The following is a 25,629-nucleotide window of genomic DNA, read 5'->3' on the forward strand; positions in this document are numbered from 1 at the left end:
TTTTCTATACAAAATTTATAAAGTGTTTTTTGTTAAGAGCTGATTCGCTTAGCGATTGGGGTTTGGTAGTTAAGACTGCTGTGAATGCGATGATGATTCCACCAGTAAACGTAGTCCTTTGTTTTAAGGGTTAGTTCTTTCAGCGAATGGAAGGTCTCTTGGTTGACAAACTCGAGTTTGAAGGCACGGTAAGTACTCTCAGAAACGGCGTTGTCATAGGGACAAGCTGCTTGACTTAGAGACCGAGCGATGCCAAATGCCTCTAGCATCTCATCAATCAGCTGGTTATCAAACTCCTTACCACGGTCAGAATGGAACAGCTTGACTTTGGTAAGCGCGTAAGGAATGCTTTGAATGGCTTGTTTGACGAGCTCTGCAGTCTTGTGCCACCCAACTGACAGACCAATAATTTCACGGTTGAAGAGGTCAATGATCAAACAAACATAAGCCCAACGATTTCCAACACGGACGTAGGTCAAATCTGTTACAATTGCTTCAAGTGGCTTTTCTTGGTCAAATTGTCGATCCAATAGGTTTGGAATAGGTGCTTCATTTTTCCCTTTAGAATTCGATTTGAAGGCAGCCTTCTGGTAGACGGATACGAGATTCAATCGCTTCATGATGCGACGAATCCGCCGACGAGACAAGATAATTCCTTCGTTTTCCAGACATTTCTTGAGTTTTCTAGCACCATATCTAGACTTGCTCTCACGGAAAATGGTTTTAATCATTTCTTCAAGCTCTGCCTCAGACTTTGGTTCTATGGCTTTGTAGTAATAGCTAGCACGAGGGATGTTCAAGCAACGACACATGGCTGAAATGCAATATTTATCCTTATTAGCAGTGATTACTTCTCTTTTTGTGCCATAATCACTGCCGCTTGCTTTAAGATATCTAATTGCATTTCAAGCTCTTTATTTCGCTTTCTAAGAACAATGAGCTCACGTTGTTCATCGGTGAGATTATCAACAGACTTAAAGGAACCAGTCGTTCTTGCCTGTTTGACCCACTTATCAAAGGTAGAGGGTGTTAAATCATATTCTTTGATAAGCTCACTTCGTTTCATACCAGCATTATGAAGATCAACGATTTGTTGTTTGAAGTCATCTGTGAAGTGACGGCGAGTTTTTCTAGACATATTGTTCTCCTCTTTTCTTTAGTGTAGAACACTTTATAAAATCTGTCTAGTTTAGTGTAACCGATTCAAGGTAGAACTTAAGTGCACCTAGTTGAGCATGGAGAGAAATAGTCTGGAAGCCTTGTCCTTGAGCGAAATCTTCAGCCTCTTTTAGGAGGATGCTACCCAGACCTTGACCTTGGTAGTCATCAAGTACGGCCATGCGTTGGAGGGTGACCTGAGTCAAATCCTTGTTGGGCAGTAAGCGCACGGTTGCAGCAGCCTGGCCCTTGTCATCATAGAGGACAAAGTGAATGCAGTAGGCTTCATTTGCGTCAATCTCGATAGAGTGAGGAACTCCTTGCCCCTTAACGAAAACGGTGTTTCGAATCGCCACAGCATCTAGATAAGTCTCTGAAAGTGTATCTCTTGTATGTTTGATAATCATAGGACCAGTGTAACAAAGATTATAGTCTATAGTCAATGAAAAAAAGCTTGATGAGAGGAGTAGTCATCCAGCTTTTGATAGCTTTTATTCTTTAATTTTTCGGCCGTTTGTATCTTGGATAGGACGGTTGTTTTCAAATCCAAGAGTTTGGGTGAATTCTTCTACCTGCTCCTTGCTGACAGTTTCTTGGTTTTTGAAGACAATCCAGTTAACGCCTTCAGTACAAGGTGGTGTTGTCAATGAGCCTTCAAAGTTGTAATAGTCCTTGTTTTCAGGATAGAAATCATCAAGTGAGATAGCCTGAGATAAATCCGTCTCAGTATTTGCGGCTTGAGGCATGTTATCCCAGATTAATTGCAAGGCTTGGTTTTCATCTCCATAGTTATAGAGAACTGAGACAACCGTGATTTTTCCATTATCCGTCTTGTAGACGAAATGCCCTTCAAGAGGATAGGTTTTGCCATCTATTTCATTCTCAGCTGGTGCGTGAAAATGGAACTGTTGCAACTTGTAAACTTCGTTACCAATCGTTAGGGTATTCTTTGGATTTTTAAAGCTGACTTCAATGGTATGACCATTGTTCTCAACTTGGGCTTCTGATTCTTGATTATTAAGGTTTAGTTCTGGAAGATCAACGTCCTCAGCTTCGGTGATATTAATCGGAGATTGTTCTTTACCCGTCTTGCTGAGTTCATAATCTTTAGAAAGGTCACCCCAATGTTCAGGACCAGTTGTACCCGTATAGCCCCATTGGACCTCTTTAGACTTAGAGGTTTCGCTTTTAGTTTCAGACTGGCAGGCTACGAGTAGGATGGTACTTGCTATGAGAGATAATAATCCAATTAGCTTAAAACTTTTCTTATTCATCTTTCCTCCCTATACGTATACGCTTTAATTATTTTGTCATGCATGCTAGTTGACCTGTTATTTGTAAACTAGCCGTCAGACGGTGACAGAGTGTTGTGTCTCTGAGGTGCTTCTGAGAGTGAAGTGTTTGGAGAAACCAAACGGAAATGCTTATATTTTATAGCTAATCTGAAAGAAAGTCAAATATAAATTATAGTTTATTTAGAAAATTATAATGAAAAACTAGTGTTTTACAAAAAGAAAAGAACTCGCTATTGCGAGCTCTTTATTCATTTTATCCCAAAGCATCATCCATTGAAAGAACTTCGTGGAAGACACGTTGTGTCAATTCAGTTTTTTGTTCTGGAGTGAGGTATTTAGTGTTTACACAGTATCCAGAGATACGTACGATAACATCTTCACCATTCATGATCTTTTCGTAAACGTCTGACAAGTCCATTACGTTCAAGTTAACGTGTTGTCCACCATTTTCGAAGTATCCGTCGAGGATAGTTACGAGGTTATCAACTTGTTCGTCGTGAGTCTTACCAAGGGCACGAGGTGATACTTGAGTAGTAAGTGAGATACCGTCAGCTGCATAACCGAAGTCAAGGCTTGCAAGTGAGTTCAAGTTTTGCAACCAACCACCTTTAGCTTTGTTAGATGGGTTAGCACCTGGTGAGAAGAATTCCAATTTAGACAAGTTCACAGAACCATCTTCGTTGAGGTATACCCCTTTGTGGACTGGAGAGTTACCAGTTTGTTTAGAGTAAGCAACGTTAGAAGTGATGGTAAGAAGTGAAACAGTTGCTTCAGCGTTCTTGTAAAGTTTGTGGCTACGAAGACGAGTAGTGTAAGCTTCGATCAACCATTCTGCCAATTCGTTTGAACGTGGGTCATCTTCACCCCAACGTGGGTATTCACCGATTGTTTCGTAGTCGTAGATGTAGCCATCTTCGTCACGGATTGGTTTAACAGTAGCGTATTTGATTGCTGACAATGTATCAACAGTGTTGGCGAATCCACAGATACCGAATCCCATGTTAGCGCGTTGGTGAGTTGGCAAGAAGGCCATTTGAACAGCTTCGTAGTTGTACTTATCAGTCATGTAGTGGATGATGTTCAAAGCATCTACGTAAGTGTCAGTCAACCAGTCAAGAGATTTTTCGAAGTTCGCTTTAACTGATTCGAATTCAAGAACTTCGTCACGGATAGGATCGATGTCAAATACTTTGTAGTCTTTATGAACGTCGTCGTAACCACCGTTCAAACCAGTAAGAAGAGCTTTCAGCACGTTTACACGAGCACCGAAGTACTGGATGTTGTGGCGTTGTTCTTCGTTTTCTGGGTCAAGTGGAGATACACAACATGAGATACAGCTCATTTCACCGTATCCGTCTTTAGCCATAGTAGTTACACCTTCGTATTGGATAGAAGAGTGTTTGTGGCTCATGTGCATACAGTAGCGACGGAAGCTGTATGGCAATTTGTCAGTCCAAAGAACTGTCAAGTTTGGTTCTGGAGAGTTACCGATGTTATCGAGAGTATTCAAGAAACGGTAGTCCATCTTAGTAACACGGTGACGTCCGTCAGCACCCATACCAGCCATAGAAGTTGTGATGAATGTTGGGTCACCTGAGTACAATTGGTCGTAAGCTTTTGTACGAGCAAACTTAACTGTACGCAATTTCATAACGAAATCGTCGACGAATTCTTGGATTTCTGATTCAGTGTAAGTACCACGAGCAAGGTCACGTTCTGCGTATACGTCAAGGACGATTGGCACACGACCAAGTGAAGTAGCCGCACCATTGATAACACGACATACAGCCATGAAAGCAATGTTTGTCCATTGGATAGCTTCTTTAGTATCGAAGGCTGGACGACGAACATCTACACCGTAAAGGTCACCAAGGCGAACAATATCTTGAAGTGCTTGGTATTGAAGGTTAACTTCTTCACGAAGACGGATAGTTTCTTCGTTTATTTCTTCGATAGAGTTCCAGTCGTTTACTTTTTCTTGCATCAAGTAGTCTGCACCGTAAAGAGCAAGACGTGCGTAAACACCGATGATACGTCCACGTGAGTATGCATCTGGAAGACCAGTTACAGTGTGAGCGTGACGAGCACGACGGATGTTTGAAGTGTAAGCACGGAAGATACCGTCATTAACTGTTGTTACATATTTAGTGAAGATTTCGTGAACAGCTGGATCTGGTTCGTATCCATTTTCTTTCAAAGTAGTTTCCGCCATACGGATACCACCTTTAGGCATGAAGTTCAATTTGAAGAGCTCATCATTTTGGATACCATAGATAAGTTCATCTTCTTTTGAAATGTAACCTGCAGGGATGTCAGCGATAGACGTTGGACGTGTGTCCATAGGGAAGCGGCCGGCAGCTTCGTAGCCAGCTTTAGTTTCGTCTACAATTTTTTTGATTTTAAGTGAGCGTTCAGTTGGTCCTGCAAGGAAGCTTTCATCACCATCATATGGTGTGTAGTTTGCTTGTACGAAGCGAGACACACTTGCTTTTTCTTTCCAATCAGTTCCCTTAAAGCCTTCCCACGCTTTTTCGAAAACATCAGTGTTAGTTTTTACGGTTGCCATAGTTTGTACTCCTATAATTCTAGTAACAAATAATCTGTTACATTCTCTAAGAGTATTCTATCACACAGTAACCGCTTACACAATTTTAAAACTGCGTTTTTAGTGACATTCTTTTATAATACAGTTTTGAAAAGTAGAAATCTGTATTATAAATTTCTGTTTTTTGATAGATTTTGGTATCATAGGGGGAGAATGCTTTGTAGGCCCAAAGTTTTATGTGAAAAGCTTTACAATGAGACGAATCTGAGAAAGGAGGCAAGAAGCCATGCTAGAGTTCCCTCTAATTAATGATACCAGTCGGAAGATTATTCATATTGACATGGATGCCTTTTTTGCTCAGGTCGAGATGAGAGATGATCCTAGTCTTAAAGACAAACCTGTTATTATCGGTCATGATCCCAGAAAAACTGGAGGTCGTGGTGTGGTGTCTACTTGTAATTACGAGGCTAGAAAATTTGGTGTCCACTCAGCCATGTCTTCTAAGGAAGCTTACGAACGTTGTCCTAATGCTGTCTTCATTTCAGGAAATTATAGCCATTACCGTGAGGTAGGGATGCAGATTCGTGAGATTTTTAAACGCTACACGGACTTGGTTGAGCCTATGTCTATTGACGAGGCCTATCTCGATGTGACGACCAATAAACTTGGAATCAAGTCGGCAGTTAAGGTGGCTAAGCTCATCCAGTATGATATCTGGCAGGAACTTCATCTGACTTGTTCGGCAGGTGTTTCCTACAATAAATTCATTGCGAAACTGGCTTCTGATTTTCAAAAGCCTGCTGGTTTAACGGTAGTCCTTCCCGAGGAGGCCCAGGAATTTTTGGAAAAGCTACCTATTGAAAAATTTCATGGTGTTGGTAAAAAGTCAGTTGAACGTCTTCATAATATGGACATTTACACTGGTGCCGATCTTTTAAAGATTTCCGAAATGGACTTGATTGACCGCTTTGGACGTTTTGGATTTGACCTCTTTCGCAAGGCTAGAGGCATTTCCAATAGCCCAGTAAAATCTAATCGTGTCCGTAAATCTATCGGAAGTGAGAGAACCTACGGTAAGCTCCTGTATAATGAAGATGACATCAAGGCTGAGTTGACTAAGAATGCTAGACGGGTAGCGGAAAGCGCCCAGAAAAATAAAAAAGTAGGACGTATCATTGTTATCAAGGTTCGTTATTCGGACTTCTCAACCCTAACCAAGCGTATGACCTTGGACAAATCGACCCAGGACTTTGATACTATTGAAAGAATTGCTCACACCATTTTCGACCAGCTGGAGGAAAATAGCAGTGGTGTTCGCCTCTTAGGTGTTACGCTGACAGGCTTGGAAGATCAAGAAGGTAGACAGTTAGACTTAGACGATTTGGCGTGATTATATAATAGTAGAGTTTCGCCTTTTCCGTTGCTAGTTGACCTTGAAGAATCATCAGACCTATGCTATCTTAATTAGTAAGTAATAGAAATGAGGGAATAAAAGTAATGAAAAAAGTTTTTACTTATCTGGGTTTGATTTTAGCAACCTGCTTGGTTCTTGTAGCCTGTACTTCAAATAAGTCAGCGGAAAAGAAAAAGACCGAACCAACTTCGACAGAACGTGCCAAGGCTGATGCGACGATTTTGATTGACACCATGCTTGGAAAATCAAGTAACGGTTTTTCAAAACTCTACGGGGAAAATTACGAAACATGGACCGAAACGAATGTCTTTGAAAAACAGGTTGCAGATACTATTGAGAAGGAAGGCTACACTCCTGAAGAAAATTACACCTATAAGTACATCGAAGGCTATGATGCTAAGACACCAACCCAAGTCCTCTCTAAATTTCTTAAGGTTCGCCGTAATATGATTGGGAAAATTCAGGACTATAAACTGAAGGATGTTAAAGTTAGTGGTAATGAGGCGACGGTTACTTTTACATCACGATCTGTCAGTGCCTATGGAGCTGCAGCTGCCGTTCGTACTCTCCTTATGAGCCTCTATGATAACGACATTGATAAGTTGCAACAGTGGAATCAAGCTGATAAGAACGATGAGGAAAAAGGAAAAGCCAAAGATCTTACAAGTAAGTTTCTTTATGGTGAAAACTTTAACGGAGATTTGACACAATTTAAGGATATTGATAAAGAAATGTCCTATACACCTTTGACAGGTGCAGATAATTTGGAAAAGACTTTCAAACTTACTAAAGATGATGGTGGTAACTGGACTATTTCTGTAACCGATTATAAAGAACTTGCCGAAGCCTTGGTCGATCATGACGAGTCAGGAAGCAGAGCCGTTTACGCCGAACGTATCCATAAGAATTTGTCAGACTATCAACCTGAAGACAGTAGCGACTCAAGCAGTAAGTCATCAGGCAAGGACAAGTAGTGTGGATAATAGATTATTTTTATTTATTCTCCTCTTGGGATTATATAGGGGTGATAGGTTGATAGTATTTCACATGAATGCTAGACAGTCAATATAATGTAATAAGTTAAAGGCGAAAAGAGTTGTCACATCAGTGGCGGCTCTTTTCTATCTTGTTATTTCTAGCCTCACCCCTATAACCATTTTCTATCGCCTCTTAGGTTTTTATTATTAGACGAGTTTGGATGAAGATGGTAAACTGTTATCACTAACTATTAATGAAAGTATCGAGGATGATAGATATGAAAAAATGGCTTGCAGGTTTAGGGATTCTTGGCTTGTCAGTTTTAACTTTGGCTGCTTGTGGAAATAAGAATGACAGTAAGGCATCTGGTGAAAAACAGACGATTACTGTTGCGACAGACTCTGATACGGCGCCTTTCACTTTCAAAGAAGGTGACGACTTCAAGGGTTATGATATTGATTTGGTCAAGGCTATTTTCAAGGATTCAGACAAGTATGAGGTCAAGTTTGTGACGACGCCTTTTGATTCCATCTTGACAGGGGTAGATTCTGGACGTTATCAGATTGCAGCTAATGATTTCAACTACAATGAAGAGCGTGCGCAGAAATATGCTTTCTCAGATCCGATTTCACGTTCTAACTATGCCATCACCAGTGCTGAGGGCACCAAATACACTAGTCTAGACGATTTGTCTGGTAAGACGACAGAGGTACTTCCTGGCTCTAACTATGCTCAGTTGCTTGAAAATTGGAACCATGCCAATGCGGACAAGACACCAATTACAATCAACTACGCTTCTAGCTCAACTGGTCTTTCAACACGTATTCAACACATTCAAGAAGGAAAAATTGACTTTATCCTTTATGATGCCATTTCGTCTGAGTACATTGTTAAAGATCAAGGCTATAAGCTAGCTGTAAACAAGATTAAAGACGATATCGGTATGAAGACTGATGGTCTTGAATATCTTCTATTCTCAAATGATAAGCAAGGTAAGGAACTTAAGACTTTTGTCAATAAGCGTATCAAAGAGCTCAAGAAGGATGGAACCCTTGCTAAACTCAGTCAGGAATACTTCGGTGGTGATTATGTCAGTGATTTGAAATAAGACGGTTAAAAGGTGAGGTCGCTGTCTCAGCTTTAGATCGAAAAAAGTTTTCTTTTGAGGCTTTCCTTAGGTGATGACGGATGTCAGCGACCTTCTTCAAAGTTCCATGACTAAGTTTTGAGCCTAAGAACTTAAAACTTTTCGAACACCTGAAATGTTAACGTTTCAGGTGTTTTTCTCACGGCAGAAAGCCTCGGTTGATGTTCGCTTGATTCGTAATATAAGAAATTAGTTCAAATCTTTTTTGGTCCTGATAAGGCAGAATTATCAGTGATATGATTTCCTTATCACTATGATAAGAAAAGACTATTTCACAGACTTTCCGAGTCGTGCTAAAATGAATACTATAGAATTTATATAAGAAATAAAGATGGTTAGCGCTTGGCTAACCTACTTTTTTAGAAAGAAAGGGCGACATTGTGAAAAAGAGTATAGAAGCATTTAATCGGTCACCTTGGTATCTCCAAGTTATTATTGGTCTGGTTGGTTTGGTAGTTGCCGTTGCTTTAGCCATTCCTTTGTCTTGGTTAGTGGAGATTCTCTGGGGCTATGTTTTGCAATTGGTTACAATTGTCTTCAAAGCAATCTCATCTTGGATGCCAGCTGGTAAGTTATTCTCATGGAAGGCTGTCTTCGACGCAGTTCCTCAGATTGTGGAACGCTTGCCTGTAACCTTGGGCTTGACCATTGCAGGTGCCTTCTTCGGTTTGATTTTGGCCCTTGTTTTTGCGGTTGTTAAGATCAATCGAGTACGTATCCTTTATCCGATTCAAGCTATTTTTGTGAGTTTCTTGCGCGGGACACCAATTCTTGTACAACTCATGTTGACCTACTATGGTATTCCACTCTTTCTTCGTTACTTGAATGGGGAGTTCGGCTTAGATTGGAATATTAATGATGTTCCACCAGCTATCTTCGCCATTACTGCCTTTGCCTTTAACGAAGCGGCTTACATGAGTGAAACTATTCGTGCGGCAATTCAGGCTGTTGATGCTGGGGAAATTGAAGCTGCCCGGTCACTTGGGATGACATCAGCACAGGTTTACCGTCGTGTCATTATTCCAAATGCGGCTGTTATTGCGACACCAAGTTTGATTAACAGTTTAATTGGTTTGACTAAGGGAACATCACTTGCCTTCAGTGCTGGTATCGTCGAAATGTATGCACAGGCTCAAATCCTAGGTGGTGCCGACTATCGTTACTTTGAACGTTTTATCTCAGTAGCTCTTGTATACTGGCTAATTTCAATCTTGATTGAGAACATTGGTCGTTCAGTTGAAAATCATATGGCCATTAAGGCTCCTGAAGCGACTGACATTTCTGGCATTGGAGGTGACCGCTAATGATTAGCATCAAAAATTTGATCAAGGAATTTTCAGGACAAAAGGTTCTCGATGGCATTGATATTGACATTGAAAAAGGTGAAGTTGTGGCTCTTGTCGGTGCTTCTGGTGCAGGTAAGTCAACTATCCTTCGTAGCTTGAACTATTTGGAACAGCCTGATTCTGGTACCATTACCATTGACGATTTCAAGGTGGATTTCGAAACAATTACCAAGGAGCAAATCCTTACCCTTCGTCGTAAGTTGGCTATGGTATTCCAACAGTTTAACCTTTTTGAGCGTCGTACAGCCTTGGATAATGTTAAGGAAGGTCTTAAGATTGTTAAGAAACTTTCTGACGAAGAAGCTACCAAGATTGCGAAAGAAGAGCTCGCTAAGGTTGGGCTTTCAAATCGTGAAAATCACTTCCCACGTCATTTGTCAGGTGGTCAAAAGCAACGTGTGGCCTTGGCTCGTGCTCTTGCTATGAAGCCTGATGTGCTCTTGCTCGATGAACCAACATCTGCTCTTGACCCTGAGTTGGTTGGTGAGGTTGAAAAATCAATCGCAGACGCGGCTAAGTCAGGTCAAACCATGATTTTGGTTAGTCACGACATGAACTTTGTTTATCAAGTGGCTGACAAGGTGCTTTTCCTTGAAAAAGGTCATATCCTTGAACAAGGAACACCTGATGAAATCTTTAACCATCCAAAAGAAGAGCGAACAAAAGAATTTTTCGCTTCTTATTCAAAACAATATCTTTAAGATGGGATTTTTGTTACAATAGAAAAGGTGATGGGATAGGACTATATTTCTAGTTCATAGTCAAAGTCCCATGAGGATGATTAGGAACTTTTGAATACTTCAAAGGCGACTAAGGAGTCCAATCAGATACTACACCGCGCAGTTATTACTATTCGGATTCAGAGGTTGGAGAATGTTATCTCAGCCTTTTCTATTTTTCACTTTAGGATGATTTATGTTATTAAATATTTTTAAATTTTATCTCTTAGGCCTTGTGATTGCTTTCTTTGTTTGCTTGGTGATTGGTGCCATTTGGCTTGGATGGCGTGCTCTACGTCGTGCAGACAAAACCGTTAAGGAGCGTCAAGGTGCCCTCTATGATGCGATTATGATGTCAATGGTTTCGATTCCAGTTTTGGCATTTGCTTTTATGGCGATTCTTATCGTACTGAATGCATAATTCTAGCTTTGTTGGCACATTAGGTGTAAGATATCTCTACAAGAAAATCATATAAGGAGTTACTCATGTACGATACAATTGTTATTGGAGCTGGTCCTGCGGGGATGACTGCAGCACTTTATGCAGCTCGTGCCAACCTTAAAGTAGCAACTTTGGAGCAAGGTGCTCCTGGTGGACAGATGAATAACACATCTGATATTGAAAATTACCCTGGTTTTGAAAGTATTTCTGGTCCAGAATTGTCAATGAAGATGTTTGAGCCCTTGGAAAAATTAGGTGTTGAAAATCTTTATGGTATCGTGTCTGGTATCGAAGACAAGGGTGATTATAAAGTTGTCAAAACTGGTGACGAGGAGTACCAAACCAAGACAGTTATCATTGCGACTGGTGCCAAACATCGTCACATTGGTGTTGCTGGTGAAGAAGAGTACAATAGCCGTGGTGTTTCTTATTGTGCGGTGTGTGATGGTGCCTTCTTCCGCAATCAAGACCTCTTGGTTGTTGGCGGTGGAGATTCTGCTGTTGAAGAGGGAATTTATTTGACACGCTTTGCCAATAGCGTGACCATTGTTCACCGTCGTGACGAATTGCGTGCCCAAAAGGTCCTTCAAGACCGAGCCTTCGCCAATGAAAAGGTCAAGTTTATCTGGGATTCAGTCGTTGAAGAAATCAAGGGTGATGACATCAAGGTTCGCAGTGTTGATATCAAGAATGTCAAAACTGGTGAGGTGACTAACCACGAATTTGGCGGTGTCTTTGTTTATGTTGGACTTGATCCAGTTTCAGATTATTTGACAGGCCTCGACATCACTGACCAAGATGGTTGGGTAATTACAGATGATAAGATGGCGACAAGTATTCCAGGTATCTTTGCCATTGGTGATGTGCGCCAGAAAGACCTTCGCCAAATTACAACAGCCGTAGGGGATGGTGCCACAGCCGGTATCGAGGCTTACAACTACGTGACTGCACTTGGTGATAAATAACATGCATGGAAACTCGGGAAAATCTCGAGTTTTTTGTGTTTGTGTGATGGTCTTTAGTTTGTCTAGATTCCTTTGAGTCAACATCTATGTGTGATTTTTTGTTATAATAGAAAAGTCTTACTAAAAATCAGTAAAAACGAGGTGATCGACTTGCGTGTTGTAGCAGGTGATTTTGGCGGGCGTCCGCTTAAAACGTTAGAAGGCAAAACGACTCGTCCAACAACGGACAAGGTCAAAGGTGCCATTTTCAATATGATTGGTCCTTTCTTTGATGGAGGACGTGTTTTGGATCTTTTTTCTGGGAGTGGTAGTTTGGCCATTGAGGCCATTAGTCGTGGCATGTCGTCTGCTGTCCTCGTGGAAAAGGATCGTCGAGCACAGGCTGTTATTCAGGAAAATATCAAGATGACTAAGAGTGAGAAGCAGTTCCAGCTTTTGAAGATGGATGCGGCGCGTGCCTTGACACAATTGACAGGACAGTTTGATTTGGTGCTTTTAGATCCGCCTTATGCCAAAGAGCAGATTGTGGCCAATATTACTCAGTTAGAGGAGCAAGGGCTCTTGGCTGAAGAGGTGATGTTGGTTTGTGAGACAGATAAGGCTGTGGACTTGCCTGAAGAAATTTCAAACTTTGGGATTTGGAAGCAGAAAACCTATGGTATCAGTAAGGTGACCGTTTATGTGCGCTAGGTACCTGTAAAAGGTGTAGAAAGGAAATGCGATGACCAAGATTGCTATGTTTACGGGGTCTTTTGATCCGATTACAAATGGGCATATGGATATTATTACCAGAGCCAGCAAGCTCTTTGATGAGCTTTATATTGGTCTTTTTTATAATAAAAACAAGCAGGGCTTCTGGGATGTTGCGACTCGCAAGCGTATTTTGGATGAGGTTGTGACAGATTTTCCCAATGCCAAGGTCATAACGGCTCACGATAGTCTGGCTGTAGATGTCGCCAGAGACCTTGGTGTGACTTATCTGGTTCGAGGCCTTCGCAATGCGACAGATTTTGACTATGAGGCTAATATGGACTATTTCAATAAAGGTTTGGCGCCTGAATTAGAAACGGTTTATTTGATTGCTAGTCATGAAGTGACACCAGTCTCTTCGAGTCGTGTACGTGAGTTGATTTATTTTGAGGGGGACATTAGCTCTTATGTTCCGCAAGCAGTTGTTAAAGAAGTGGAGGCCAAGCGTGGCAAACAAGACAAAATCTAAATCGCTATTAGGAAAATTGTGGCAGATTAAGTGGTGGCTCTTAGGTATTTTTACGGTACTTTTCCTCCTTTTTGCCCTCTTTTTCCCGCTCAATAGTTACTATGTGGAGCTTCCGGGTGGTGCTTTTGATACCAAGGAAGTCTTGACTGTAGATAAGAAAGCTGATGATTCTAAGGGATCCTATAATTTTGTGGCGGTGGCTCAAACCAAGGCGACTTTGGCCTTGATGCTCTATGCTCAGTTTAATGATTTTGCAAAGCTTCAAACGGCTGAAGAGGCAACCGGAAATTACTCTGATGAAGATTTCATGCGAATCAACCAATTTTACATGGAGACTTCTCAAAACCAAGCGATTTATCAGGGTTTGACTCTGGCTGGTAAAGAGGCTAGTTTGGAGTATATGGGCGTCTATGTGCTTCAGGTTGCTGATGATTCTAGCTTCAAGGGCGTCCTCAATATCGCTGATACGGTGACGGCAGTTAATGGCAAGACCTTTGATAATTCGGCTGATTTGATTAAATACGTTCAGGGACTTAAGCTGGGTTCAAAGGTCAAGGTCACTTATACGGCAGATGACAAAGAAAAGACTGCTACTGGTAAGATTATTAAGATTGCTAATGGCAAAAATGGTATTGGTATCGGCCTAACGGACCATACCGAGGTCAAGAGTCCTGAGAATGTTAAGTTTAAACTTGATGGTGTCGGTGGACCAAGTGCTGGTCTTATGTTTACCTTGGCTATTTACGATCAGGTGTCTGATCAAGATCTCAAGGCTGGCCGCAAGATTGCTGGCACAGGAACTATTGAAAAAGATGGCTCTGTCGGTGATATCGGTGGTGCCTACCTTAAGGTGAAATCAGCGGCTGATAGTGGCGCAGACATTTTCTTCGTACCAAATAATCCAGTAACGAAGGAAATGAAAAAGGCTGATCCGGATGCCAAGACTAATTATCAAGAGGCCAAGGAAGCTGCCAAGAAACTGGGAACCAAGATGAAAATCGTTCCTGTTAAAACAGCTCAGGAAGCCATTGATTATTTGAAAAAGACTAAATAAGAAGAGGGAGTAGGACAGACAGAAATCCATGATTTTTGTCTCTGTCTTACCCTCTTTTTTAGGTCAAAGTGTTATAATAGTCCTTATGAAAAAACGTTATAGAACAGTCAATGATTACTATCGTGAGCTTTTTGGCGAAAAAATTTTCAAACTTCCTATAGATGCTGGTTTTGATTGTCCCAACCGTGATGGAACAGTGGCTCACGGTGGCTGTACCTTTTGTACGGTATCGGGGTCTGGGGACGCTATTGTAGCTCCTGAGGCACCGATTCGTGAGCAGTTTTACCATGAGATTGACTTTATGCACCGCAAGTGGCCAGAAGTTCAAAAATATCTGGTTTATTTTCAAAACTTTACGAATACCCACGCACCGCTTGAGGTTATCAAGGACCGCTACGAACAGGCTATCAATGAGCCTGGTGTTGTTGGGATCAATATCGGTACTCGACCAGACTGTTTGCCAGACGATGTGATTGATTATCTGGCAGAACTCACCGAACGAATGCATGTAACGGTTGAACTTGGCTTGCAGACGACTTATGAAGAAACGTCAGAGCTCATTAACCGAGCACACAGCTATGAACTCTATGTAGAGACGGTTAAGCGTGTGCGTGAGCGTGCGCCCAAGGCTGAAATTGTATCGCACCTGATTAATGGCTTGCCAGGAGAAACTCACGAGATGATGGTGGAGAATGTCCGCCGTTGTGTGACTGATAATGACATTCAAGGAATTAAGCTCCATTTGCTCCACTTGATGACCAATACCCGTATGCAGAGAGACTACCACGAGGGGCGTCTTAAATTGCTGAGTCAGGAAGAGTATGTGTCCATCATCTGTGACCAGTTGGAAATCATCCCTAAGGATATCGTCATTCATCGGATTACTGGTGATGCACCGCGAGATATGTTGATTGGGCCTATGTGGAGTCTCAACAAGTGGGAAGTCCTTAATGCCATTGACAAAGAGATGGAACGTCGTGACTCATGGCAAGGATGTAAAGTAGTTAGCAAGAAGGAGGAAAAAGCATGATTAAGCGTCCCATTCATCTGTCTCATGACTTTCTAGCAGAAGTGCTGGATGATGAGAGTACAGCTGTTGATGCGACTATGGGAAATGGCAATGACACCGCCTTTCTGGCTGGCCTTGCTAAGAAGGTCTATGCCTTTGACGTGCAAGAGCAGGCGCTTGAAAAGACCAGTCAACGCTTGTCAGACTTGGGCATTGAAAATGCGGAAATTATTTTAGATGGTCATGAAAATCTGGACCGTTATGTTACGGAGCCTATTCGAGCAGCTATTTTCAATCTAGGCTATCTACCATCTGCAGATAAGAGTGTCATCACCAAACCTCACACGACTCTTGAGGCTATTGACAAGATTCTTGACCGCTTAGAGGTGGGTGGTCGCCTAGCTATTATGATTTACTATGGTCATGATGGTGGTGATATGGAAAAGGATGCTGTTCTTGAGTATGTGATTGGTTTAGACCAGCGTGCTTTTACAGCCATGCTTTATCAACCTCTCAATCAAATTAATACCCCGCCATTTTTGGTGATGTTGGAGAAATTACAATGATTACAGATATTAAAGAAAAGCTTGCAGATATGCAGGCCAAATATATAGACAAGCAGAGTGCTGAAGACACCTTGAAAAAGGTTGACAATCGTAAAACGGCGAAAATTAAGAAGAAACTAGCCAGTCTTGAGGTCGAACGTTGCCATAAACTTTTAGCCAAGGAAGACGTGACGGCCATTGATAAAAAAATTCGCAAGCAAAAAGAACTATTTTCTAACTGTTGTCATAAGGAAGGTTAGGAGGAGCTATGCATTTATCATTAGCTTTGCTGGTTCTTTTTTTTAGCTTAATATTATCGAACGTTATCAACCGTATCTTTCCACGTCTTCCCCTACCTTTGATTCAAATTATTTTTGGAGTGGGTATTGGTTTTCTTTTTAAGGGGGGAGTTTTTGAATTTGAAACGGAACTTTTTCTAGCCTTTATTATTGCTCCCTTGCTTTTTCGTGAAGGCGAAGAGAGTGACATTACTAGTATTCTACGTAACTGGAAACTCATTCTGTTTTTGATTTTTCCAGTCATCTTCGTGTCTACGCTGGGAATCGGCTATCTTACTAAGGCTGTCTTGCCTGCTTCGGTGCCCTTGTCTGCTTGTCTTGCCATCGGTGCCGCTCTTGGTCCAACGGATTTGGTTGCCTATTCCGCTATTTCCAAACGCTTCAGTTTTCCAAAGTGGATTAGCTATATTCTGCAGGGAGAGGGGTTGCTAAATGATGCCTCTGGCTTGGTCGCCTTTCAGGTGGCAGTGACTGCTTTGACAACAGGAGCCTTCTCCCTCCTGGGTGCGAGCTGGAATTTGGTTATCTCTGTTATTGGTGGTTTTTTGGTTGGCTTGACTACAGCCCTATTTAATCGTCTCTTTTTGACCATTTTAGATAATATGGATGCAGCAGATGTCACAGGAGCACTCTTACTAGAGTTAGTACTACCGATTGCCTCTTACTTTGTAGCTGAGGAAATTCATGCCTCTGGAATCATTGCTGTTGTCGTAGCAGGGATTTCGCTTGCTAGCCGTTTCAAAAAAATCACTGTATTTGATGCCAAACTGGATAGTGTTTCCCATACGATTTGGGGAACCATTACCTTCATGCTTAATGGTATGGTTTTTTTCCTTCTGGGGACAGAACTGCCAACCCTAGCAATGCCAGTACTGTCTAGCAGCACTTACGATGAGTTCTGGATGCTTCTTGACATCGTCCTGTTAACAGCGACCATGTTTGGAATTCGTTTTGTCATGATTAGTGCAGTGTTTGCCCAAAGAGCTTGGCGGACCAAACGGTCACTGAAAAAAATCTGGAAGAGTGCTACTCTTTTGACGTTTTCTGGGGTAAAAGGAACGGTTTCGATTGCAACAATCCTTTTGCTTCCGATTGCCAATATGACTGCACTAGAACATAGTCTCTTGCTCTTTACGGTAGCGGGTGTCACACTATTGAGCTTCTTAACAGGTATTTTAATTCTACCTAAGTTAGCCACTGGACCAGCGCATACGACCAACCATTATATGCAGATTGCTATTCTCAATGATGTGGTAAGAGAGCTAGACAATGACCTAAAGCAGTCTGCAAATCAAGGAGCTGTTTATGCTACTATTGACAACTATAACCAACGTTTGGAAGATTTAATCTTGGAGCAAGAATCAAATGATGTCAAGGAAGAGTTAGCTAATATCCGCGTCATGATTATGGAAATCGAGAGTGAGGGTTTGGAATATGCCTACAAGAAGGGGAAGATTTCAGAACTCGAATACAATCTCTACCAGCGTTATATCAAAGGCTTGGAGCGCCGTATCAACCGTGGTTTTGTTTCTAGTCTCACTTATGTCTTTGCTGTCTTTGTTCGTGGTCTTCGTAGAATTTTGCACTTAGCTCTTACCTTCAAGTTTCGAATTGAACAAGAGGAGAATAGGCGAGGTCCTCGATTGACGGAGGAAAATCGTGACCATATGACTGAGCTTTATTTAACAAATACTGAGCAGGTCTTGGAAGCCTTGAGTAATCTAGAAGGTGTCTATCATTCAGATCTTTTATCTTATTTGAAACGCAGTCGACTTCAAGAGGCTGAAATTATTCAATCAGGAGCCTTTGTTGAGCGGGTTATCACCCACTTAAATCCAGACAATGTTGACGAAATGTTGCGAGGCTATTATTTGGAACGTAAGGTTATCAACGAATATGAACAGGCTGAGCTTATTTCTAGTCGTTATGCCAAACAGCTTCGTAAGGAAGTCAATACTTTGGAAGACTATTCTCTCAAAGAAACAAGCAATACTTTGACCTATGATATGATTAATCTGGCCCGAAGAGGAGCCTAAGAAAGCATTTAGAGTAGAAAAAGAAGCCAAGTTATCAATTTGGCTTCTTTTAATGTTTGTTTTTCTCATTATCGTGGTTTGGCAAGAGAAAGTCCAATCCTAGGCCTACTAGGATAGCGGCAACAATCAGAGTTTCAGTTGGAATAGGGAGCAGGTCATAGATTGCATTAGCAATCATCAGTCCAATCAAGGCACTAATGAGGCTAGATTTATAATCTTTTTTCATTAGATTCTCAATTGTAAAGAAAATAAATAAGGCAAGTGGAAAGAGTGGCCAAAGGGACATCTCAATTTTGGGGAAGCCGAGAATACTATAAATGATAACTGTTACTGCTGCACCGATTAAACCAAAACCTATTACTTTAGTCATGTTTCTACCTCGTTTTCTATATCCGAAAGTTACTTTGCTTTAACACCTACTAATTTATCAAAAGGGGAGCCCTCGAACAATATCATATGTCTATGTGGTAAATTCTAGAATCTATTCGGTCAAAAAGGACTGTTTTGACTGAATCAGTAAAAGTCAAAAAATTTCACCACGCAGTGAAACCACTTACAAAAAAAGAGTATAATAGTACTGAAGGAGGGTGATCTCTTTAATCTTGAATGAAAGTAGAGGATGGTCATATGTCTAGAAAAACTCGGTTTTATATACTTATCTTTTTTGAAGTATTGTTGACTCTGTCTATGCTTTGGTTTTATGGTTTGCATTTTGGATACGAAATACCCGATTCTGTATCCTTGCTAAGTTCTCAGCTTCCACAGCAAATCTTTTTAGTATGGTTTATTTTTAGGCTTCTGAAGGATAAGCGGAAAGCCGAGGGCATCTTGGCTGTGCTTGCCTTCCATATTTGTCAGCTAGTTACCTATTTCTTAATACCGGCTACTATTTTTAAGCCATGGTTGGTTTCACCAGTTTTAACTGTTATTTGTTTAGCTTGGCTTGTCATTATGATTAAGAAGGTAGAGCTTCCAACTCTCTTAGCCTCCCTTAAAAGCCAGTCAGCTTGGCAGTCCTCCCTTCCTCTCCTTGGCCTAGGAATGGCTGCTGTGGCCTGGGGCACACACTATATAGATATTGATTTAAAAGATTTAAGTAGTCTTATTTACATAATGTATCCAATACTAGAGTGTGCGAGTATCTTCTTATTCCTTAACTTGATGACTGAAAAAACTCAAAAGAAATTAAAAATCTCTTCAATACTTCTCATCGTCATTAGTTTACTTGAATTGGTTTATGGTTTCTTGGTTGACCATATCATTACTGATGTCTCTCTTTTTCTTCTAGTAGTGTCATTCTATCTTGTCTATCGTGTAAATGGCAACACATCAAAACTAGTTGAAAAATGGCAGAAGAAGTATGGCTTTGAGGTGAGTGAGGATGACCTACTTGTGGAGAAAAGAACAAAATCAGTAATTGAAAAGCGACAGATTTATGATTATTCGGAGAGCCAAAGACAAGTCAATCCTTACAGTCTTCATTCTCCTTGGCTTTGGACTGCTTTTATTTTATCGCTTAGGGATTTAGTTGTTAATTTAACTTATGTCATTTACACTCCTATAGATGAATTTAATCCCTTAGCAGGTGTTGGTTGGTTTATACAATTCATTATCATGACACCTTTAATTATTATTCCTACTATAATGCTTCCAAATGCTATAAGAATCGCTTCCAAGACTCGTCTATATATAGTCGCTGCACTATTCATGTGTTCAAGAACGTCTATAGAACAGCTTATCGTTCCAGCTTTAATTTTGTATGGCGTATCTCAAATAAAAGAGGAGTAGTGATAAAACAACAAGTCCCCCAGCCTATGGTCTGAGGGACTTGTTTCTTTGATGTTGTTTAAAATTAGCCTTAAATCAAGCTATATTATGACTGGTCTCTATAAAAGTGGGTTAATGTAAAAACGATGGTCGTCAATTGGAATAATTTGAACAGGATTTTGGTAGAAGTCAGCTAAAACTTCTGGTGTGATGACATCATTTTTGGGTCCTTGCGCTACGATTTTTCCTTGACGGAGTAGGAGAATATGGTCCATGTTTTCAGTGATTTCCTCAGCGTGGTGAGTGACGTAAAGAACCAGTGGAGCATGAGGAAGCGAGGTGATACGATCAATTTGACGCAAGAGTTTTTCACGGGCGAATAGGTCCAAACCAACAGTCGCTTCGTCAAGGATAATGATGTCAGGATCTTCCATGAGACTGCGAGCAATCAAACAAATTTGTTTTTCTCCTTGAGAGAGACCATGGTATTTACGACCTATCAACTCCCCAGCACCAAGTGAGGTCAGCATGTCCTTGGCTTCTTGCAACTCCTTATCTCCATATGCCTTGTAGAGGATTGAGCTCTTGTATTTCCCAGTAAGGACGATTTTTTCAGCAGTCATATGCTTAGGCAGACGCTCAGTGATGAAGGAACTGACAATACCAATATGTTTGCGAAGACCCGTAATGTCTCCGTTACCAAAGGCGTAGCCAAGTATTTCGGCATGACCTTCGGAAGGAAAGAACTCAGCTGTCAATAAGCGTAGAAGTGTTGATTTTCCTGCACCATTAAGTCCAAGGATAGCCCAGGTCTGGCCTTTGTCAACTGTCCAGTTAAGATCGGACAAGAGTGTTTTTCCTTGGCGAGCCAAGCTGACATTTTCTAAGCGTATAAGTGACATAAGTCTCTCCTTCGATGATAAATTACTCTAATTATAGCATAAAATAGGAACCTATATTGGAAAAATGTGATATAATGGAAGTCAGAATTTTTTTAGAGGAGAAGAAAAAAATGGAAGACTCTAGTGGTCAGTCCTTATTATTTCAATTTATTTTATTACTAATTTTAACCTTGCTTACGGCCTTTTTCTCAGCGTCTGAGATGGCTTTAGTATCACTAAACCGTTCACGTGTGGAACAAAAGGCTGAAGAAGGCGACAAGAAATTTATTCGCCTGCTCAAGGTTCTTGAAAACCCCAATAACTTCTTATCAACTATTCAGGTTGGTATTACTTTTATCAGTCTTTTGCAAGGGGCCAGTCTCTCTGCTTCGCTAGGAGCAGTTATAGCGACCTGGTTTGGTCACGTAGCCTGGGCTAAAACAGCAGGTAGCGTGGTATCTTTGGTGGTCTTGACTTACATTTCTATCGTTTTTGGTGAACTTTATCCTAAGCGTATTGCCATGAACCTAAAGGAAAATCTAGCCATCTACTCAGCACCTGTCATTATTGTAACTGGTAAGATTGTTAGTCCCTTTGTTTGGATTCTTTCAGCATCGACAAACCTTTTGTCTCGTTTGACACCTATGACCTTTGATGATGCGGATGAGCAGATGACACGTGATGAGATTGAGTACATGTTGACCAAGAGTGAAGATACACTTGAGGCTGAAGAAATTGAAATGCTCCAGGGGATTTTCTCTCTTGATGAATTGATGGCACGTGAGGTTATGGTCCCTCGTACCGATGCTTTTATGATTGATATCGAAGACAATATTCAAGAGAATATCCAAGCTATTCTTAAGGAGAGTTACTCTCGTATACCCGTTTACGAAGATGACAAGGATAAGATTATCGGTGTGATTCATACCAAAAACCTTCTTAAAGCAGGTTTTGAACTTGGTTTTGATAATATTAAGCTTCGTAGAATCATGAATGAGCCGCTCTTTGTTCCAGAAACTATCTTCGTAGATGACCTCTTGGCAGCTTTTCGTAATACCAATAATCAGATGGCTATCTTGCTTGACGAGTATGGAGGTATGGCTGGTCTTGTTACCTTTGAGGATCTTTTAGAAGAAATCGTCGGTGAAATTGATGACGAAACAGATAAAGCCAGTGTGGAAGTTCGTGAAATAGGAGAGAATACCTATATTGTTGAGGGAGCTATGACTCTTAATGACTTCAATGAGCATTTTGACACAGAGCTTGAGAGTGATGATGTTGATACTATAGCAGGCTATTATTTGACTGGTGTAGGAGCAATTCCCACTCAAGAAGTCAAGGAACATTATGAAGTTATCAACAAGGATAAACATCTTGAATTTATTAATGATAAGGTTAAGGATGGTCGCGTAACCAAACTTAAGGTAATCATCACAGCCGCTCCAGAAGAAGCTGAAGAATAGAATCTACCAGTTTTAGAATAGAAAATACTAGAGCTAAAAAGTAAGATAATAATAATCGAGCGCCTTCTTTCATTTTGAGAGAAAGCGCTTTTTCTTATCTAATTGAGAAGTGTTTTTAATCGGCATAATTAGATTAGAAAGCGGATGGAAATCGCTAAACTATGCTTTTTTATTCCAATAAAACATCTAGTTGTTATTGACTTATGGCCTTGCTTTTTGGTGTGATTTAAACACATTTTGACATTATGATAGACTCAGAATAAAAATAAATAAGATTTTGATTAGAATGCTTCTATATTACTTTTTTATGGTAGAATATAAATTAACTGATAAATGAAAAAAAGGAGAAACTTAATGGCTTCTAAAAAATCTATATTATATAGTAGCTTGCTTTTACTCACCCTTACCCTAGGAGCTTTTGTACCAGTAACTTCCTTTGCAGATGATGGCATTGCGACAAATGATTCTGTTCTTACGCAACCAACAACAGATCGTTCGGCAACAGGATCATCTACTGCACCAAGTGATGGTGACTTAGCCCGTAGCAATGATTCAAACACAGGTGCAACAACGCCAACAACTCCTACAGTTCCTGAGGTACCAGTTGAGCCAGCAACACCAGAAACACCTGAGGTCCCAACGCCAACAACTGATACATCAGCGAAGCCAGCTGAGCAGTCGGGGGATAAGCCAGAAGCATCAGCTCCGAAAACTGATACAGATACAAATACAAGTACAAGTGAGACACCTCAATCACCTGAAGTTCCTTCAGTCAATGTTAATGGTCAACCTGTTGTTACTGTAACACCTGCAGCGCCAGTTATCACAGCAGCTGGTCAAACAATCGTTTCTACACAAAATAGCCAACTTGTTGTTGCTAACACTGACGGCACAACAAGTCTTGTCGCTCCTGAAGTAGCAGGATTCAAAGTGAACGCTGACGGTACATTGACTGGTAAAGATGCTAAAGGTACAGAAGTCACTCTTCCTAAGACTGGTGAAGCATCAACTGTAATCTTGACGCTTGCAGGAACATTCTTCCTTGCTCTTGCTGCTTTTTTGGGATTCAAGAAACGTGCCTAATTGTATAGATAATAAGAGACTGGATTCTTCCAGTTTTTTCTTTCTTCTTCTGGTATAGTATAGTTAAATCGTAATTTTAGATGTATTATAGTATAACCTTTGCCTTAAATCAGGCAGATATGGAGCATGTTTCTGATAAAAGAGGTATAATAAAAACATGTAAAAAGCGTTTACAAGGAGGCTGCCATGGCAGAAATTGATTACAGTCAGGTGACTGGACTTGTTCATTCAACTGAAAGTTTTGGATCCGTAGATGGACCGGGTATCCGTTTTATTGTTTTCATGCAAGGCTGTAAAATGCGTTGCCAATATTGTCACAACCCAGATACTTGGGCTATGGAATCAAATAAAGCTGTTGAACGTACAGTTGAAGATGTTTTAAATGAAGCTCTTCGGTTCCGTCATTTTTGGGGTGAACAGGGTGGTATCACCGTATCTGGTGGTGAGGCCATGCTTCAGATTGATTTTGTCACAGCCCTCTTTACGGAGGCTAAGAAGCTTGGTATTCATTGTACACTGGACACTTGTGGCTTTGCTTACCGTAATACTCCTGAGTATCATGAAGTTGTTGACAAACTTTTAGCTGTAACTGACTTGGTTCTACTTGACATCAAAGAGATTGACCCAGAACAACATAAGTTGGTGACACGTCAACCTAATAAGAACATTTTAGAATTTGCACAATACTTGTCTGATAAACAAGTGCCGGTCTGGATTCGTCACGTCTTGGTGCCTGGCTTGACTGACTTTGATGAGCACTTGGTTGAATTGGGTGAATTTGTGAAGACCTTGAAAAATGTCGATAAATTTGAAATTCTTCCATATCATACGATGGGGGAATTCAAGTGGCGTGAACTTGGCATCCCTTATCCATTGGAAGGTGTCAAACCACCAACTGCAGATCGTGTTAAAAATGCTAAGGCCCTTATGCATACGGAAACCTATCAAGAATATAAGAATCGCATCGGTGTCAAAACCTTGAATTAAAGAATGAGCTCTTGACAAGAGCTTTTTTACTTTGTTATTATTTAGGAAGCAATAAAAAGCAGGTAAATTATGTTTCGTATTTTAAAAAGTGATGATGACTTTGTTTACCTTAGTCATCCCGATGGGCGCCTGAAGAAAATAGATCGTGCCCTTTTTGATTTTGATATAAAATTAGGAGATCGTGTTGAGGTCTATCAAGATGGAGAATTGACAGTGGTAACTCCGGCGGAAGTTCAAATGGACTTGAGCCTTGAGGGAGACAAATCTGTTAAGTCTCACCTCTTGCAAGGGATTTTAGATCTTTTCCTTGAGACCCTTAATATTCACAACAATCATTTGGGTGACTTGAAGAAGATTTTCACGCAATTATTGATCACGCTCTTCATGGCTTGGAGCTTGTTGGGAGTTATTCTGGTTGAGATTCTTCTCTTTGCAGAGTCAGTCATTGTGTTTGTATGGAGACTTTTGGTTCGTCTTGTTAAATTAATGCATATTAAAGACAATACGAAGGTCTTGATTGATGAGACGCAAAAACGCCATGCTAAGCGTGAGCGTCAGAAAGCTCAAAGACGTGAGCAAGAAAGACGACGTCAGGAAGAACAAGAAGAACGTGAGTATCTTCGTGAAACAGAACGTCAAAAGGAACTGATGATTGTTGAAGCAAGCCTTAGTCAGGAAGCAGAACGCGAGAGCCTTTCAACAAGTCTTGCTTTGGAGCAAGCAAGTGCCTCAAGTCAATCTGTTAGTGAAGACTTGGTAGAAGAAAGTCAAGCAACTTCAGAATCAGAAGTTGTGTCTGAATCAGCAAAATCTGAAAAATAGAACAAGAAAAAGAACTGAGTTATTAATCTCAGTTCTTTTTCATAGTAACTCCTTAATAATCGTTATAACATTCATCTCAACAACCTATTCAATAACCTTATTCTCATCTACTATTGCTTTTATCAAGCAAAGCTATATTCATTCTTTTAGGGATAGGGAGCCTAAAATCATTACTAATCCGAAAATAATCAAGAAATAATTGTTTGTAGTAAATGATAATATAAAAAATATTATTCCTAAACAAAAATACGCTTCTTTTAATTTCATAAATTTCCTTTCTTTAACAAGTTATATTAGATTAACCCTTAATAAATTTATACCTTGCATCCATCGTTTCTGTAATTTTAGTATACTCTTACGTATCGGCATTTACACTCTTACTTCCAATTAAAATAAATATCTTATTTTTCATAACTTATTCATATGAAAAAAGCACCATAGGTGCTTGTGAGAGG

The 25,629-nt window shown here is 40.6% G+C and carries 25 protein-coding genes; 19 read left to right on the forward strand and 6 right to left on the reverse strand.

The window, feature by feature from the left end; translation table 11 throughout:
- Positions 1-32: 32 nt before the first annotated feature.
- From RWZ99_RS00880 to pflB, 4 genes are all read right to left on the reverse strand, one after another.
- Positions 33-1,138, reverse strand: a protein-coding gene (locus RWZ99_RS00880) for an IS3 family transposase (RefSeq protein ID WP_314675800.1) whose coding sequence is annotated in 2 segments (ribosomal slippage) — positions 33-862 and positions 862-1,138 — 1,107 coding nt in all. Because the reading frame shifts where the segments join, the coding sequence is not laid out codon by codon here.
- A gap of 46 nt (positions 1,139-1,184) precedes the next feature.
- Positions 1,185-1,565 carry a GNAT family N-acetyltransferase gene (locus RWZ99_RS00885; protein ID WP_314675801.1) on the reverse strand — a complete coding sequence of 127 codons (381 nt, stop codon included), beginning with the start codon at positions 1,563-1,565 and terminating at the stop codon, positions 1,185-1,187.
- An 84-nt stretch (positions 1,566-1,649) separates the two neighbouring features.
- Positions 1,650-2,432 carry a carbonic anhydrase family protein gene (locus tag RWZ99_RS00890; protein ID WP_314675802.1) on the reverse strand — a complete coding sequence of 261 codons (783 nt, stop codon included), beginning with the start codon at positions 2,430-2,432 and terminating at the stop codon, positions 1,650-1,652.
- Between the two features lie 274 nt (positions 2,433-2,706).
- On the reverse strand, positions 2,707-5,019 hold the full coding sequence (gene pflB / locus RWZ99_RS00895) for a formate C-acetyltransferase (RefSeq protein ID WP_314675803.1): 2,313 nt from the start codon (positions 5,017-5,019) through the stop codon (positions 2,707-2,709).
- 265 nt (positions 5,020-5,284) lie between these two features.
- Here pflB and dinB point away from each other — a divergent pair, with 265 nt between their 5' ends.
- The 14 genes from dinB (at position 5,285) to RWZ99_RS00965 (ending at position 18,171) form a co-directional block, all read left to right on the forward strand.
- Positions 5,285-6,388: a DNA polymerase IV gene (gene dinB / locus RWZ99_RS00900; protein WP_314675805.1), complete on the forward strand. Its 1,104-nt coding sequence runs from the start codon at positions 5,285-5,287 to the stop codon at positions 6,386-6,388.
- A 107-nt stretch (positions 6,389-6,495) separates the two neighbouring features.
- Positions 6,496-7,386, forward strand: a complete 891-nt coding sequence (locus RWZ99_RS00905; protein WP_314675806.1) for a peptidase — start codon at positions 6,496-6,498, stop codon at positions 7,384-7,386.
- A gap of 281 nt (positions 7,387-7,667) precedes the next feature.
- Positions 7,668-8,498 (forward strand): transporter substrate-binding domain-containing protein, encoded by an 831-nt coding sequence (locus RWZ99_RS00910; protein ID WP_314675808.1) that lies wholly within the window; start codon positions 7,668-7,670, stop codon positions 8,496-8,498.
- A gap of 596 nt (positions 8,499-9,094) precedes the next feature.
- Positions 9,095-9,841: an amino acid ABC transporter permease gene (locus RWZ99_RS00915; protein WP_314675849.1), complete on the forward strand. Its 747-nt coding sequence runs from the start codon at positions 9,095-9,097 to the stop codon at positions 9,839-9,841.
- Entirely contained in the window at positions 9,841-10,584 is a 744-nt protein-coding gene (locus tag RWZ99_RS00920) for an amino acid ABC transporter ATP-binding protein (protein WP_314675809.1), read from the forward strand. The genes RWZ99_RS00915 and RWZ99_RS00920 overlap by 1 nt, the downstream gene beginning before the upstream one ends.
- A 214-nt stretch (positions 10,585-10,798) precedes the next feature.
- Positions 10,799-11,023 carry a DUF4059 family protein gene (locus RWZ99_RS00925; RefSeq protein ID WP_002884393.1) on the forward strand — a complete coding sequence of 75 codons (225 nt, stop codon included), beginning with the start codon at positions 10,799-10,801 and terminating at the stop codon, positions 11,021-11,023.
- A gap of 32 nt (positions 11,024-11,055) precedes the next feature.
- Positions 11,056-12,009, forward strand: coding sequence for a thioredoxin-disulfide reductase (gene trxB / locus RWZ99_RS00930; protein ID WP_314675850.1), 954 nt, complete (start codon positions 11,056-11,058; stop codon positions 12,007-12,009).
- A gap of 90 nt (positions 12,010-12,099) precedes the next feature.
- Positions 12,100-12,699, forward strand: a complete 600-nt coding sequence (rsmD, locus tag RWZ99_RS00935; protein ID WP_314675810.1) for a 16S rRNA (guanine(966)-N(2))-methyltransferase RsmD — start codon at positions 12,100-12,102, stop codon at positions 12,697-12,699.
- A gap of 31 nt (positions 12,700-12,730) precedes the next feature.
- Complete coding sequence (gene coaD, locus RWZ99_RS00940; RefSeq protein ID WP_314675812.1) at positions 12,731-13,228, forward strand: pantetheine-phosphate adenylyltransferase; 498 nt, start codon at positions 12,731-12,733, stop codon at positions 13,226-13,228.
- Positions 13,206-14,282, forward strand: a complete 1,077-nt coding sequence (locus tag RWZ99_RS00945; protein WP_314675814.1) for a SepM family pheromone-processing serine protease — start codon at positions 13,206-13,208, stop codon at positions 14,280-14,282. Before coaD ends, RWZ99_RS00945 begins: the two co-directional genes overlap by 23 nt.
- 85 nt (positions 14,283-14,367) lie before the next feature.
- On the forward strand, positions 14,368-15,312 hold the full coding sequence (locus RWZ99_RS00950; protein ID WP_314675815.1) for a TIGR01212 family radical SAM protein: 945 nt from the start codon (positions 14,368-14,370) through the stop codon (positions 15,310-15,312).
- Positions 15,309-15,857 carry a class I SAM-dependent methyltransferase gene (locus RWZ99_RS00955; protein ID WP_314675816.1) on the forward strand — a complete coding sequence of 183 codons (549 nt, stop codon included), beginning with the start codon at positions 15,309-15,311 and terminating at the stop codon, positions 15,855-15,857. The genes RWZ99_RS00950 and RWZ99_RS00955 overlap by 4 nt, the downstream gene beginning before the upstream one ends.
- Positions 15,854-16,096 carry a hypothetical protein gene (locus RWZ99_RS00960; protein WP_314675817.1) on the forward strand — a complete coding sequence of 81 codons (243 nt, stop codon included), beginning with the start codon at positions 15,854-15,856 and terminating at the stop codon, positions 16,094-16,096. The genes RWZ99_RS00955 and RWZ99_RS00960 overlap by 4 nt, the downstream gene beginning before the upstream one ends.
- An 8-nt stretch (positions 16,097-16,104) precedes the next feature.
- Positions 16,105-18,171, forward strand: coding sequence for a sodium:proton antiporter (locus RWZ99_RS00965; RefSeq protein WP_314675818.1), 2,067 nt, complete (start codon positions 16,105-16,107; stop codon positions 18,169-18,171).
- A 49-nt stretch (positions 18,172-18,220) separates the two neighbouring features.
- On the opposite strand, the gene RWZ99_RS00970 is transcribed toward RWZ99_RS00965, so the two are convergent.
- Positions 18,221-18,541, reverse strand: a complete 321-nt coding sequence (locus RWZ99_RS00970; protein ID WP_314675819.1) for a LiaF transmembrane domain-containing protein — start codon at positions 18,539-18,541, stop codon at positions 18,221-18,223.
- Between the two features lie 257 nt (positions 18,542-18,798).
- Between RWZ99_RS00970 and RWZ99_RS00975 the strand changes: the two genes are divergently transcribed.
- Positions 18,799-19,959, forward strand: a complete 1,161-nt coding sequence (locus RWZ99_RS00975; protein ID WP_314675820.1) for a hypothetical protein — start codon at positions 18,799-18,801, stop codon at positions 19,957-19,959.
- A 98-nt stretch (positions 19,960-20,057) separates the two neighbouring features.
- Here RWZ99_RS00975 and RWZ99_RS00980 read toward each other — a convergent pair whose 3' ends face one another.
- Complete coding sequence (locus RWZ99_RS00980; protein WP_314675821.1) at positions 20,058-20,840, reverse strand: ABC transporter ATP-binding protein; 783 nt, start codon at positions 20,838-20,840, stop codon at positions 20,058-20,060.
- A 110-nt stretch (positions 20,841-20,950) separates the two neighbouring features.
- Between RWZ99_RS00980 and RWZ99_RS00985 the strand changes: the two genes are divergently transcribed.
- The 4 genes from RWZ99_RS00985 to RWZ99_RS01000 all read left to right on the forward strand — a co-directional run bounded on the left by RWZ99_RS00985 (position 20,951) and on the right by RWZ99_RS01000 (position 25,174).
- Complete coding sequence (locus tag RWZ99_RS00985) at positions 20,951-22,282, forward strand: hemolysin family protein (protein WP_314675822.1); 1,332 nt, start codon at positions 20,951-20,953, stop codon at positions 22,280-22,282.
- Positions 22,283-22,636: 354 nt separating this feature from the next.
- Positions 22,637-23,365 carry an LPXTG cell wall anchor domain-containing protein gene (locus RWZ99_RS00990; protein WP_314675824.1) on the forward strand — a complete coding sequence of 243 codons (729 nt, stop codon included), beginning with the start codon at positions 22,637-22,639 and terminating at the stop codon, positions 23,363-23,365.
- A gap of 186 nt (positions 23,366-23,551) precedes the next feature.
- On the forward strand, positions 23,552-24,352 hold the full coding sequence (gene pflA / locus RWZ99_RS00995; RefSeq protein ID WP_314675825.1) for a pyruvate formate-lyase-activating protein: 801 nt from the start codon (positions 23,552-23,554) through the stop codon (positions 24,350-24,352).
- Positions 24,353-24,421: 69 nt separating this feature from the next.
- Positions 24,422-25,174 (forward strand): hypothetical protein, encoded by a 753-nt coding sequence (locus RWZ99_RS01000; RefSeq protein WP_314675826.1) that lies wholly within the window; start codon positions 24,422-24,424, stop codon positions 25,172-25,174.
- Positions 25,175-25,629 lie beyond the last annotated feature (455 nt).

It is taken from the genome of uncultured Streptococcus sp., from assembly GCF_963545685.1.
Classification (GTDB): Bacteria; Bacillota; Bacilli; order Lactobacillales; family Streptococcaceae; genus Streptococcus.